Below are 13,151 nucleotides of genomic sequence, written 5' to 3' on the forward strand. Positions count from 1 at the left end.
CACTGGCATTTATGTTAATGTGGCTGCCAATGTATTGTTGAGTAATTTATGTACAGCAAAGATCAACAGTCCCTAATAATTAAATTACCGTAAAATCGCATAAAACGGTTTCCTGTAAAATGTCTTAAATGTTTTTAGAGGATTATTTTAACTATGAAGTGTAAACAACTGGGTGTTTTCCTACATATTAAAGATTGTATTTCAATCAAGAATTGAATCATAATAACAAATTATTCCTGTTTCTAAATTCTCAATTTCTAATTCGCCGCCTGTTAGAATTTCACCGCCAGAAAAATAACTTGGCTTTGTTTTTAGGATAACTTTTCCCAAGAGCTTATCATTGTAATAAAAATCTCCTTCATTACTAATTTTATAAAAATCATCAGGTTCTATTAATCCTGTGCCACAAGGACAATCGATATAATCTAACCGACGGCCATCTTTAGTTTCGCAACCATCTCCTCTCCAACCAAAATCCAAAATTTCATCATAACTTAAATCAGTAAAATGATAGATAATAAATTTAATTGGCTGGTATAGTACCAAAACCACAAAAAAGGCAGTAATGAAGTGCGATAAATTTAATTTCTTCATATCAATTCCATTTAATTACTAATGCTAATAATTTACAATTAATCTTTATTATTCACAATAATTACCAATAAAATTACTTTAGTGTTACGCTTGGTACTGCTAAACTAGCTCACATTTTTATCATATATATTTATAAATAAATTTTTTAGGATAAATTTATGCGAACCAGTAAATATCTTCTTTCTACGTTAAAAGAAACCCCTGCTGATGCTGAAGTCATTAGCCATCAATTAATGTTACGTGCAGGCATGATCCGCAAAGTGGCTGCTGGATTATATACCTGGCTTCCCACTGGTTACCGCGTACTTAAAAAAGTAGAAAATATTGTCCGTGAAGAGATGAATAAAGCCGGTGCAATAGAAGTATTAATGCCAGTTGTACAGCCTGCTGATATTTGGCAAGAAAGCGGACGTTGGGAACAATATGGCCCTGAATTATTACGTATTAAAGATCGTGGCGACCGTGATTTTGTTCTAGGCCCAACTCATGAAGAAGTCATTACAGATTTACTACGTAATGAAGTTAGCTCATATAAACAATTACCACTTAACGTGTATCAAATGCAAACCAAATTTCGGGATGAAGTACGCCCTCGCTTTGGTGTGATGCGTTCACGTGAATTTATTATGAAAGATGCATACTCTTTCCATACTACACAAGAATCATTACAAGAAACTTATGATGAGATGTATAAAGCCTATAGCGCAGTTTTTACACGTGCTGGTTTAAACTTTAGAGCGGTGCGTGCTGATACAGGATCAATTGGTGGTAATTGGTCACATGAGTTCCAAGTATTAGCCGACAGTGGCGAAGATGATATTGTTTTTTCAACTGAATCTGATTATGCGGCTAACATAGAAATGGCTCAAGCATTAGCACCAACACAAAAACGCGCTGAACCTACAAAAGCAATGGAGTTAGTCGATACTCCCAATGCCAAAACTATTGACGAATTAGTCGAACAATTCAATTTACCGATTGAAAAAACCGTAAAAACCTTGATGGTTAAAGCCACGAAAAAGAGTGGTCATCAATTAGTAGCTTTACTGGTTCGAGGTGATCATACATTAAATGAAATCAAAGCAGAAAAAATTGATATTGTTGCCTCACCACTAGAATTTGCAACCGAAGAAGAAATCCGTGCGATTGTGAATGCAGGGCCAGGCTCATTAGGTCCAATTAACTTAAATATGCCTGTTATTATTGACCGTGACGTGGCTGTTATGAGCGACTTTAGTGCTGGTGCAAACATTGACCATAAACACTATTTTAATATCAATTGGGAACGTGACACTGCTTTACCTCGCATTGAAGACATCCGTAATGTGGTTGAAGGAGATATTAGCCCTGATGGCAAAGGCACATTACAAATTAAACGAGGTATTGAAGTGGGACATATCTTCCAACTTGGTACTAAATACTCACAAGCAATGAAAGCAGCAGTCCAAGGTGAAGATGGACAAAACCACGTTATGATTATGGGTTGTTACGGCATTGGAGTAAGCCGCATTGTAGCTGCTGCAATTGAACAATGTCATGACGATCGTGGTATTGTATGGCCAGAAGCGATTGCTCCATTTAGCGTTGTCATTATTCCAATGAACATGCACAAATCCGAAAAAGTTCAAGCAACAGCCGAAAAACTTTATGCTGATTTACAAGCTGCTGGCATTGAAGTTTTATTTGACGATAGAAAAGAGCGCCCTGGCGTGATGTTTGCTGATGCGGAACTAATCGGGATCCCTCACACTATCGTAATTGGTGAACGCAATCTCGATAATGGAGAAGTGGAATACAAACACCGTTCAGGTGGTGATAAAGTAATGGTGAAAGTCAACAATATCATTGAATTTATCCAAAACCGCCGTCAAAAAGCATAATAAATCCAAGCATAAAAATCAAAATAACAACAACGTATTAATATAGTTGTTGTTATTTTACCAATTCAAGAATAAACATTATTATTCATAACACTCATTACATCAAATAAGTTAAACCCCTAATTATAAATTCAAAGTGATATTGTTGTTTTTTTCAGCTAGAATAAATCAACGCAACTCTTATTTTAATTGGTTAGAATAATGTTAAAAAAAACAATTGCCTTGGTATTATCCACCTCATTATTATTACAAAGTACATCTATCGTTTATGCTGATAATATCAACCTTCCTGATATTGGTACTGCGGCAGCCACAACGCTTAGCATTGGCCAAGAAATGGAAATGGGCGATTATTATATGCGAATGTTACGAGCAAGTGCTCCCATAATAAACGACCCTGTTTTAAACCAATATATTAATGATCTAGGCAAAAAATTAGTATCAAAATCAGAATCAGTAAAAACGCCATTCCATTTTTATATTATGAAAAGTGACGTACTTAACGCATTTGCTTTTTTTGGTGGGAATGTCGTCATTCATTCTAAACTAATATTAGACACCGACAATGAAAGTCAATTAGCCTCTGTTATGTCTCATGAAATTGGCCATGTCACCCAACGCCATTTAGCCAGAGCAATGGAAAACCAAAACCGTAATAGCCCTTATGTTTGGGGGGCAACATTAGGCTCTCTACTATTAACATTAGCCAATCCCGAAGCAGGCATGGCGGCGATGACAAGCACCATGGCAGGATCAGCTCAAAATATGATTAGTTTTACGCAAAGTAATGAACAAGAAGCCGATCGTGTTGGTTTAAGAACGCTTGCTAAAGCAGGGTTTGATCCTTATGCTTCATCAGAATTTCTACAAAAACTTGCCGATCAAAGCCGATTTAGTAGTAAAGCTCCCGAAATTTTACTTACTCACCCATTACCTAACAGCCGATTAACCGATATTCGAAATCGTTCATTGCAATATAGCAAAAAAAATGTATCTCCGTCATTAAACTACTATTTAGCGAAAGCTCGATTGGCCATATTAATGGCTAAAAATAAAAATACCTCAAAGCTATTAGTTGAAGATTATAAAAAACTAAACAATGAACAAAGTAAAACAGCTATTATTTATGCTAATGCTTTAGCTGATAATCTAAGTGGAAATAATCAAAAAGCGAAACAACAACTACAGCCATTATTAGATAGTGATCCCAATAATATTTGGTATATTGATTTAATGACTGATATTGATTTAGCGCTCAACAATAGCAGCACTGCAATAACTCGCCTACAAGCAGCATTAAAAAAAGCACCAAACAGTTCTGCATTGCAACTAAACTTGGCTAATTCGTATATAAAAAACAAAAACTATCAACAAGCCGTAAGCTTGTTACATCGCTATACTTTTGACCATAATGATGACTCAAATGGATGGGAATTACTCGTTACTGCTTACGGGGGATTACATGCAAGAGCAAAAGAAATGAGTGCTAGAGCGGAATTAATTGCATTAGAAGGTCAATTTCAACAATCCATTCAACTACTACAAAATGCTAAGAATCAAACAAAAGGCGATCAGACAATGATTTCCAAAATTGATGCAAGAATTAATCAATTAAAACAGCTACAAAAACGTTATGCAGCTTATAAACGATAATTTTATTAACAATAACCTTCTCGACTAATTATTTACGCACCCATTAGTCGAGAAGATAACAAAATACTTATTTATCAGCTAAATGATCCACATTATTGAAGAATTTTACAGTAAATGCCCCTTCAGATTGTTCATTACCTTGCTTATAATTAACCACACTAATGCTAGTATTTAACATTCGAGGGAAATAATCCTCATCACGATGTAAACGCCAATCACCACCATTTAAAACACAAAGTAATATACGTAATACCGTTCCATGTGACACAACCAAAATATTACCCGTATCTTGAGGTGCATTTTTTACAATAGTATTTAACCCCTGCTTCATACGCAAAAGGGTATCAAAATAATTTTCACCTTGATTGACCGAAGCATCAAAATTAGCAGGATCTGTCAAATAAGTAGTGAATTCTGGAAACTCCTTTTTCAATTGAGGGACTTTCTTGCCTTCCCAAATGCCAAAATCCATCTCACGCAGATCAGCAAGCTCAAAAGTAGGAATAACTATATTATTTTCTTTAACAATATAATCTCGAGTTTCCATAGCTCGTTGTTGTGTACTTGAGTATGCTTGCATAAAAGGAACATTTTTTAAATGTTGTCCTGTCACTTTAGCACCCAAAATACCTTGATCTGTTAAAGGTGAATTTTGAGAACCTTGCATCTGATCTTTAATATTCCATTGCGTTTGACCATGTCTAATTAAGTATAAATTAATATCTTTCATTCGTACTAACTACCTTTTTTATTTTAAGATTCCGTTTTTTCATATTTATCTTTTCTTAGATATGACAAGCAAGCCTGCAAAACATCATCCATTGGTGCATTTAATTGCATCTTTTGCAAACTTTTAGGATGAATAAACCTTACACTTGCTGCATGTAAAAATAAACGATTAAGCTTAGTATCAGCTAATAACGCATCAAATTGCCTATCGCCATAACGATCATCAAAAGCAATTGGATGACTTGCGTATTGAGTGTGTATGCGAATTTGGTGTGTACGCCCTGTAACAGGGCTTGCTTTAATCAAAGTGGCAAAATTGAAGCGCTCCTCAACTTTAAAACGCGTTTCAGAAGGCTTACCCTCTTTATCAACCTTTACCACACGCTCACCGCTTTTTAATACATTTTTAAGCAGTGGGGCTTGTATTACTTTACATTCATAAGGCCAATTCCCCTTAACAAGTGCCAAATAATTTTTTTGCATTTGCTTCAGGCGCAACTGCTCGTGTAGCGCTTTTAGTGCTGAGCGTTTTTTGGCAATCAATAACACGCCCGATGTTTCGCGATCTATGCGATGCACCAGCTCCAAAAATTTCGCTTCAGGCCTTAAGGCGCGTAATCCTTCAATTACACCAAAACTTAAGCCACTACCGCCATGAACAGCAATACCCGATGGCTTATTAATTGCCAACATTACCTCATCTTCATAGATGATTGCCTTTTCTAAATCAGCGACTTTATTAAGCTTGGTCGAAATCTCTGGCGTGGGTTTTTCAGTCATACGAACAGGAGGAATACGAATTTCATCGCCAATATTTAATTTATATTCAGGTTTAATCCGTTTTTTATTAACACGAACCTCACCCTTTCTTAAAATGCGATAAATCATACTTTTTGGCACACCTTTTAAATGGGTGATTAAAAAGTTATCAATACGTTGTGTCGCATTTTCCTCAGAAATAGTAACAAATGAGACTTGTAGTTTTGTATGTGGAACCGTTGAGTGCATAAGGAATGATTAATCCGCCGTCAATAAATAAAATCGTTTTACATTACTCAAAAATAAACTACACTATCGTAGTAAAAATAAGATAGATTATATTCAATATAATTAAAGAAGAAAGATTATAGCGAAATATGAGGGAATAAAATAGTATGTTATCATTGCTTAATCAATACTCCCAAGCTAGATTGGCTTGGTTCTTATTGTTCTTTTCTACTTTTACTTTTGAAATAACCGCACTTTATTTTCAACATGGTTTAGGGCTTGCGCCTTGTACTCTCTGCATTTATCAGCGTTGCGCTATTTTTGGTATCATGTTGGCTAGCATTATTGGAATAATTGCTCCTCGCAACATTTTTGTTCGATTAATAGGTATTTTCATTTGGCTTTTTAGCGCCTATAAAGGCTTTTCATTAGCAACATTTCATGCTCATCTACAATTTGAACCTAATCTAAATGATACTTGCTCAATTAACGTACACTTTCCTACTTGGCTACCATTAGATTCGTGGTTTCCTAGTTTGTTTAATGCTTATGGTTCATGTGCCGATAAAATTTGGACGTTTCTAACAATTGAAATGTCACAATGGATGATTATTATTTTTGCTTGCTATTTTATTGTTGGTTTGGCTGTATTAATATCTCAGTTCTTTTTATCCTCAAAAAATTCAATCTGGAGTAAATGACTTTATTTATAAAACTAGCACTTTTTGTTGAGTTTGTTAGAATGTGTGATAATTTTATTTTACAAACGTCACACATAAATGCTTTTGGAATACCACCCACCTATTGAACCTTGGCTATCGATTTTGCATCAAGACGACCATATTGTGGTTGTAAATAAACAACCAGGTATTTTGTCGGTTTCGGGCAATAAACCTCAATTTATTGATAGTATTATTCACCGATTGCAACAAAAATATAGCTACGTCGAATCCGTGCATCGGTTAGATATGGCAACCAGTGGTATCATGGTTGCCGCACTTTCTAAACTCGCCGATCGAGAGATAAAAAAACAATTTCGTGAACGTATTCCTAAAAAAACCTATATTGCTGTAGTGCATGGGCATCTTGAGCAAGATTCTGGTCGTGTTGAATTACCCCTAATTTGTGATTGGCCCAATCGACCAAGGCAAATGGTCGATTTAGAAAATGGCAAACATGCGCTGACAGAGTATCAAGTCATTTCACGCAATCCAGACAACACAACACGAGTGCAATTATTTCCGTTTACTGGGCGATCACATCAATTACGGGTACATATGCAAGCCATTGGTCACCCTATTTTAGGCGATAAATTCTATGCCCACCCTGAAGCCTTTACTATGTCTAAAAGGCTGCTATTGCATGCTCAATTACTAACAATTAACCACCCTAAAACAGGCGAAAGTATGACGTTTAGTTGTGAACCCGATTTTTAAAAACAGGAATATAAAATCTGCTTAAGCCAGTCAGATAAACAACTGATATAAAGGAAATTAAAATGCAAAAAATTGTTTTAGCAACGAATAATCAAGGCAAAGTCAATGAATTGCACACATTACTCGCTAATGCAGGTTTTGATATTATTGCACAAAGCCAATTTAATGTACCAGATGCCGACGAAACAGGCCTAACATTTATTGAAAATGCACTTTTAAAAGCAAGGCACACTGCCAAATTAACTGGACTGTCCGCCATTGCTGATGACTCTGGTTTAGCGGTCGATGCACTTGATGGGCAACCTGGGATCTATTCTGCTCGTTATGCAGGTGAACACGGTAACGACAAAAGTAACAATCAAAAATTACTTAAAGCATTACAAAATATCCCAAAAGAAAAACGTACCGCTTACTTTTATTGTGCGCTAGTTTTTATGCGACACGAAAACGACCCAACACCTATCATCTGCTTAGGAAAATGGGATGGTTTAATTTTAAATGAAGAACAAGGTGATGGGGGATTTGGCTATGATCCACTTTTTTATGTACCAGAACTAGGCTGCACCGCAGCACAGCTAACAAAAGAACAAAAAAGCCAAATATCACATCGAGGTCAAGCTCTAAAACAATTGATTGAAAAAATTAAAACTGCTTAGCAAACTTATTTATACTCGAAATTGCTTATCAAGAAGTAAACAGTATATACTTAATACATTAATGATATTGGAGTTAATATTTTGATTATAATGATAGTAAGTGGTCGCTCTGGATCGGGAAAATCAATCGCCCTACGCGCTCTAGAAGATATGGGATTTTATTGTGTTGATAATATCCCAGTTGCTTTATTACCTCAATTAGCCAACTCATTAAAAAACCACAACACGCCAGTTGCAGTTAGCATTGATATTCGAAATTTGCCTGAACAATTTGATTTTAATAATGATATATTTCAACGTTTACCCGAATCGGTGACACCTGAAATACTTTTCCTCGATTGTAGTCGTAATACGTTAATTCGACGCTATAGTGAAACACGACGGATACATCCATTAACCAATCAACACTATTCTCTTGAAGAAGCAATAGATCTTGAAGAAAAATATCTAGAACCTTTAAAATCTAACGCAAGCCTAGTTATAAATACCGATGACCTATCAGTACATGAACTATCAGACATATTAAGATCACGTATTTTAGGTAAAAAAGAGCGTGAATTAACCTTTATTTTTGAATCATTTGGCTTTAAACATGGCTTACCCATTGATGCTGATTTTGTATTTGATGTCAGGTTTTTACCTAACCCACATTGGGAAGTGAATTTGCGCCCATTAACAGGATTAGATAAGCCAGTAAAAGAATATTTATTACAACACAATGAAGTATCCAATTTTATCTATCAAACCGCCAATTACTTAAATCAATGGATACCTTTATTAGAAAAAAACAACCGCAGTTACTTAACCATTGCTATTGGATGTACAGGTGGTCAACATCGTTCTGTCTTTATTGCTGAACAATTAGCCGCATTTTTTAAAGCACAAAACAAACAAGTAAAAATTCGCCATCGAACTTTAGAAAAAAAATGATGATTATCTTTCAATTTTAAAAATTCGATAATCTATCAATGTTTTTTTACATTTTTCAAAAATATCTTTTAGTGTAGTTTTATGATTAGCTGAAGCTGGTATTGCCGTAATTAATTGACTAACCTTGGTCAATTCAATATCTGAAGGTAAATTTGCAAGCTTCTGCCTTAATATATTAACTGTTTGTGGATGTGGATGACCAATAACAATAGCAACGCCATTTTTGCGTGCCAATTTTATCGCCAAATCAAATTGCAAGCTAATAGCACTTTCTTTTTGTTGAGCATCTAAAAATACATCACGCGTTAATACTGGGATGTTATAGTAGCTAGCAGCTTTTTTTATTTGAGTCTTACCGATTGTTTTACTATCTAAAAAAAACATCGAATATTGACTTAATGCTTTCATAACTTTTATCATACCAGTAAGATCTGCTGTCATCAAACTTCCCATATGATTATTAGCTCCAATAGCATAAGGCACTTGTTCAACAGCATTTGTTACTATTCGGTTTACTTCAGCTTCATCCATCGAAGGAAATAGAGTGTCTTTTTCTAGTGGCTGTTTACCTAATGGAGCCATAGGTAAGTGAATTAACACATCATTACCATTATTATGGGCTATAGTTGCAATACGTTTAGCATTAGGCGAATTTGGTAAAACTGCAATAGTAATATTAGGAGAAAATGAAATTATTTGCTCTTCATTATGCTGGCGATAGCCAAAATCATCAATGACTATTGCAAGTTTTGCTGCCCATATATAGTTGGAATTTAGCACTAAGAAAATGATAAAAAAAAGGTTAATAAAACAACGCATTACTTTAACCACTCTCTCGGATCAAGTGCCTTACCATCACGGCGAATCTCAAAATATAAAGCAGATATGTTTTTCCCACCACTTGAACCAACCAATGCAATAGGTTGGTCAATATGAATCTTATCACCCACCTCAACTAAAATACGCTGGTTATAACCATATAAACTCATATCACCTTTACCATGATCTAATGCAACAACAAAACCATAACCTTGTAACCAACTAGCCAAGATGACCCGTCCACCAGCAATGGCTTTAACTTGAGCACCATCTTTAGCATTAATCACCATCCCTTTCCAACGTAGCTCACCTTGGAGTGATTCTCCAAATTGATGTACAACATTACCATTCACTGGCCAATTAAACTGATGTTGTGGCTTACCAATACCACTTACGCGAGCCATTAATGCTAGCTCATCAGGATTAGGAGTATAACGAGAATTATTCTGCTTTTCTTCAATATATTTTGCTTGTTTTGCTTCTTCTTCTGCAATACGTCTATTTTTACGTTCAGCTTGAGCAATTTTAGCCTGTAGTTTAGCTTCATTATTACGCAAGTCGGTTAATTTTTGTTGATTTAATTGCATCAATGATTCAAGAGAATTTATCGTGTTTTGTCGATTTTGACGATTTTTTTCAAGTCCTACTTGTTGTTCTTTCTGTTTAATTTGTAATTCTTTATGCAAAACTTGTTTTTTTTGTAACTCAATTTTCTTCTCGATCAATTGGGTTTGAGTATCTTGAAGATTGTGAATTTGCTGTTGCCGTGCTTGATTAATGTAGCTGTAATAAGCAATTATACGATCATTACGTCCGCTCTTTTCGCCCGAAAAAATTAACTCCAAACCAGTTGTTTTGCCTAGTTTAAATGCACTTTCGAGCTGCTTTGATAATATAATTCGTTGATGTTTTTGTTTTATAGTTAATATATCAATTTGTTCAATCAACTTATTGATTTCTTGATCGAGTTTCTTAAGTGATAAGTCATTCTTTTCAATTGAGGTTAGAAGGTTAGCTATTTTGGTTTCTTGTTCTTTAAGATTATTAACCAACTGATTACGCTCTTCTTTTTGTTGTGCTAAACGTTTTTCTTGTTCTTCAATAGCGTGACGTAAAGATTGAAGTTGCTGATTATCATTAGCATATAAAAAACTAATCTTTATTAATCCAACAAAAACAATAACAATAATTTTCTGATAAACAGACATGGCGTTTATATTTATGATTTATAACCAAACAATAATGATAGTATCACTATACCGATAAATGGACCAAGATGCAAAATGAAACCCACACACAAAGTAAGATGATTTGTTTTTTTAATAAAAAATTAGTTTGTTTTGTATCTCATTTCTGAACGGAAAAATGGTATTATTAAAGTGATCTACCCACGACTTTACTAATTTTGAATACAGGTTGAATTAACAATAAACAAACACATAACAACATACTAAAAGCTACTTATTGCGATAATACAGCCGTTGAGCTTTTCTTATACACTTAAAACATATATTATTCATGTTGTTACTAGAATAAGGAACCTGACTAATAACATTATGAATATATTTAAATTTATTATAATCGTATACACCACAACTGAAGGTAAGTTATCGCCAGTCCAATATAGGCAACAATATTACCAGAATAACAAAATAATAGAGGTGGTATGTACGAAGCAATCTGAAGATCCATGACACCTACTCATAACCAAATCAAACCTCAAAAGGAGTCATTAATGCAAGATAACAATAAAATATCAGATGATGAATTGAATCTAATAATTCAGCGATGTGAAAAAGCAACAAAGGGACCATGGATATCATATGTAGAAGGTAGAGATCATACTAGTGGCTCAAATTTTATTCTCACAGGAACTGAATGTAATCGTAGAAAAAATATTGAACTTATTGGTGGAACAATAGATGATCAAGAATTTATTGCACACGCACGACAAGATATTCCAAAATTAATTAATGAAATTAAAAGGTTAAAAAAAATAATCATTAAAAATAAGCAATAAATATGATCGTTTTTTGATTCTATATTTGGGCTATACGTATTTATTTAAAAATTAATCAGTTTTTATTAACAATAATATTTATAAATTAACAATATCAAATAAAAGGTTATTTTTCTTATATAATAAGTTAAAACGATAAGGTAATATTACATATATACACTATGTAATATTTTAATTTACATCAAAAAGATGGAAATTTTGGTATTAATATAAAATGTTTCATCATTTTATTTTTTATAACAAAAAAAGATAAATCACAACAATGACTAAGCCTTAATACTTATACATGAGCAATATTTTAGGAGTTAGAATGCTTAAATCAAAATATAATGTTCCAAAAAATATTGATAAACGTATTTCAAAGTTACAGTTAAAAATAGATTCAAACAATTCTTATATTGATTTTTTGAAAAAATATAATGTAGTTGTTTTTGATACTGAGGTTAATTTTGACTACTGTATTTATTGTGATGGAGAATCATTGCCATTAGAGGTTATTTTGGGCTTCTCAAAGGAATCTAGAGAAGATTTATTGGCTACTAACGATACATATCTGAATAGAATACCTGAGAATTATTTTGCTGTAGCAACACTTAATTATGGCGATCTACTTTGCTTAAGCCCAAATGGCGAAGTTTATTATTGGGATCATGAAGTTAATGATCTTTATTTTGATATGTCTGTAAAAAATGGTTATCTAGAACAAAATACTAATCTGAAGTTTGTTGCAAATTCGTTTGATGCATTTTTATCAATGATTATTAAAAGTGAAGTTGAAGATGATTATAATCCTGATGAAGATGAATATAATAACCCTAAAATTCCTTTTCCTGATGAAGCATTACCTTCAATGCTCAAATATTCAAAGGTTTTTTTTACAGCATCAGAAAATAGACTTAAAATTTATTTAAAAAAACTGGAGTTATCTGAAAAAGGTCGCGAAGTACTTGCCAAATTTAAAGAAGAAGGTCTTTTGTAGAAATAGCGTCAGTTAAAAATCGAAGCAGTATTTTTCAAAGAAATATATAATAATTTCAATAGAGTAATTTTTTGGTTAGATGGCGTCTACTAATTATTTTATATCCGATTAAGTTTTATATATTTAATCACCATATGTGACAGTTAATTCTGTCACCTTTTTCTATAATACATTAATTGTAGGATTTACTAGCGTTGTTTACAGTAATTTGAGAAATTACTGTAATGAATATACATAAAAAAAACAAAACTAACGCCTTATCACAGACAAGAGATATGGCGCTTATATCATAAAGAAAAAATAACGGTCACTGATTTGGCAAAACGCTTTATGGTCAGTCGGCCTACCATTTATAATGTACTAAAGAAAGCCCGATTGAAGATAAATTAAAACGGCAAGCTAAACGCTATAACAAAACCTATCCGGGAGAAATGCTACACGTTGATACCAAACGTTTACCTTTACTTA

At 33.7% G+C, this 13,151-nt stretch carries 13 protein-coding genes and 1 pseudogene; 9 read left to right on the forward strand and 5 right to left on the reverse strand.

Annotated elements, in window-relative coordinates:
* Positions 1-201: 201 nt before the first annotated feature.
* Positions 202-594: a hypothetical protein gene (locus tag ACGH6S_RS11495; protein WP_085166081.1), complete on the reverse strand. Its 393-nt coding sequence runs from the start codon at positions 592-594 to the stop codon at positions 202-204.
* A 158-nt stretch (positions 595-752) separates the two neighbouring features.
* Between ACGH6S_RS11495 and proS the strand changes: the two genes are divergently transcribed.
* Complete coding sequence (gene proS / locus ACGH6S_RS11500; RefSeq protein ID WP_411578938.1) at positions 753-2,474, forward strand: proline--tRNA ligase; 1,722 nt, start codon at positions 753-755, stop codon at positions 2,472-2,474.
* 201 nt (positions 2,475-2,675) lie between these two features.
* Positions 2,676-4,127, forward strand: coding sequence for a M48 family metalloprotease (locus tag ACGH6S_RS11505; protein ID WP_411578937.1), 1,452 nt, complete (start codon positions 2,676-2,678; stop codon positions 4,125-4,127).
* A 67-nt stretch (positions 4,128-4,194) separates the two neighbouring features.
* Here the strand turns inward: ACGH6S_RS11505 and ACGH6S_RS11510 are convergent, their stop codons facing one another.
* Together ACGH6S_RS11510 and rluC are read right to left on the reverse strand one after the other, a co-directional pair.
* Positions 4,195-4,857, reverse strand: a complete 663-nt coding sequence (locus tag ACGH6S_RS11510) for a histidine phosphatase family protein (RefSeq protein ID WP_411578936.1) — start codon at positions 4,855-4,857, stop codon at positions 4,195-4,197.
* Positions 4,858-4,880: 23 nt separating this feature from the next.
* Entirely contained in the window at positions 4,881-5,864 is a 984-nt protein-coding gene (gene rluC, locus ACGH6S_RS11515; RefSeq protein ID WP_411578935.1) for a 23S rRNA pseudouridine(955/2504/2580) synthase RluC, read from the reverse strand.
* A 146-nt stretch (positions 5,865-6,010) separates the two neighbouring features.
* On the opposite strand from rluC, the gene dsbB reads away from it, so the two are divergent.
* The 4 genes from dsbB (at position 6,011) to rapZ (ending at position 8,865) form a co-directional block, all read left to right on the forward strand.
* Complete coding sequence (gene dsbB, locus ACGH6S_RS11520) at positions 6,011-6,544, forward strand: disulfide bond formation protein DsbB (RefSeq protein ID WP_065590657.1); 534 nt, start codon at positions 6,011-6,013, stop codon at positions 6,542-6,544.
* A 78-nt stretch (positions 6,545-6,622) separates the two neighbouring features.
* Positions 6,623-7,279 (forward strand): bifunctional tRNA pseudouridine(32) synthase/23S rRNA pseudouridine(746) synthase RluA, encoded by a 657-nt coding sequence (gene rluA / locus ACGH6S_RS11525; protein WP_065590656.1) that lies wholly within the window; start codon positions 6,623-6,625, stop codon positions 7,277-7,279.
* 62 nt (positions 7,280-7,341) lie between these two features.
* Complete coding sequence (locus ACGH6S_RS11530) at positions 7,342-7,935, forward strand: XTP/dITP diphosphatase (protein WP_411578934.1); 594 nt, start codon at positions 7,342-7,344, stop codon at positions 7,933-7,935.
* A gap of 81 nt (positions 7,936-8,016) precedes the next feature.
* Positions 8,017-8,865: an RNase adapter RapZ gene (gene rapZ, locus ACGH6S_RS11535; protein ID WP_065590654.1), complete on the forward strand. Its 849-nt coding sequence runs from the start codon at positions 8,017-8,019 to the stop codon at positions 8,863-8,865.
* 3 nt (positions 8,866-8,868) lie between these two features.
* Here the strand turns inward: rapZ and ACGH6S_RS11540 are convergent, their stop codons facing one another.
* Entirely contained in the window at positions 8,869-9,684 is an 816-nt protein-coding gene (locus tag ACGH6S_RS11540; protein ID WP_411578933.1) for a divergent polysaccharide deacetylase family protein, read from the reverse strand.
* Positions 9,684-10,892, reverse strand: a complete 1,209-nt coding sequence (gene envC / locus ACGH6S_RS11545; RefSeq protein ID WP_411578932.1) for a murein hydrolase activator EnvC — start codon at positions 10,890-10,892, stop codon at positions 9,684-9,686. The genes ACGH6S_RS11540 and envC overlap by 1 nt, the downstream gene beginning before the upstream one ends.
* A 527-nt stretch (positions 10,893-11,419) precedes the next feature.
* On the opposite strand from envC, the gene ACGH6S_RS11550 reads away from it, so the two are divergent.
* From ACGH6S_RS11550 to ACGH6S_RS11560, 3 genes and pseudogenes are all read left to right on the forward strand, one after another.
* Positions 11,420-11,704, forward strand: a complete 285-nt coding sequence (locus ACGH6S_RS11550) for a hypothetical protein (protein ID WP_296300865.1) — start codon at positions 11,420-11,422, stop codon at positions 11,702-11,704.
* 310 nt (positions 11,705-12,014) lie between these two features.
* Positions 12,015-12,683 (forward strand): SMI1/KNR4 family protein, encoded by a 669-nt coding sequence (locus ACGH6S_RS11555; RefSeq protein ID WP_411578931.1) that lies wholly within the window; start codon positions 12,015-12,017, stop codon positions 12,681-12,683.
* Positions 12,684-12,907: 224 nt separating this feature from the next.
* A pseudogene (locus tag ACGH6S_RS11560) lies at positions 12,908-13,151 on the forward strand (HTH domain-containing protein); the annotation flags it as partial.

Origin of the sequence: Gilliamella sp. BG3 (genome assembly GCF_046635605.1) — a bacterium.
GTDB classification, from domain to species: domain Bacteria; phylum Pseudomonadota; class Gammaproteobacteria; order Enterobacterales; family Orbaceae; genus Gilliamella; species Gilliamella bombi.

Coding starts and splice junctions, on each gene's coding strand:
- ACGH6S_RS11510 (WP_411578936.1), bottom strand. CDS start 4,857: ATGAAAGATATTAATTTATACTTAATTAGACATGGTCAAACGCAATGG.
- envC (WP_411578932.1), bottom strand. CDS start 10,892: ATGTCTGTTTATCAGAAAATTATTGTTATTGTTTTTGTTGGATTAATA.
- proS (WP_411578938.1), top strand. CDS start 753: ATGCGAACCAGTAAATATCTTCTTTCTACGTTAAAAGAAACCCCTGCT.
- ACGH6S_RS11540 (WP_411578933.1), bottom strand. CDS start 9,684: ATGCGTTGTTTTATTAACCTTTTTTTTATCATTTTCTTAGTGCTAAAT.
- rluA (WP_065590656.1), top strand. CDS start 6,623: ATGCTTTTGGAATACCACCCACCTATTGAACCTTGGCTATCGATTTTG.
- ACGH6S_RS11495 (WP_085166081.1), bottom strand. CDS start 594: ATGAAGAAATTAAATTTATCGCACTTCATTACTGCCTTTTTTGTGGTT.
- ACGH6S_RS11555 (WP_411578931.1), top strand. CDS start 12,015: ATGCTTAAATCAAAATATAATGTTCCAAAAAATATTGATAAACGTATT.
- ACGH6S_RS11505 (WP_411578937.1), top strand. CDS start 2,676: ATGTTAAAAAAAACAATTGCCTTGGTATTATCCACCTCATTATTATTA.
- ACGH6S_RS11530 (WP_411578934.1), top strand. CDS start 7,342: ATGCAAAAAATTGTTTTAGCAACGAATAATCAAGGCAAAGTCAATGAA.
- dsbB (WP_065590657.1), top strand. CDS start 6,011: ATGTTATCATTGCTTAATCAATACTCCCAAGCTAGATTGGCTTGGTTC.
- ACGH6S_RS11550 (WP_296300865.1), top strand. CDS start 11,420: ATGCAAGATAACAATAAAATATCAGATGATGAATTGAATCTAATAATT.
- rluC (WP_411578935.1), bottom strand. CDS start 5,864: ATGCACTCAACGGTTCCACATACAAAACTACAAGTCTCATTTGTTACT.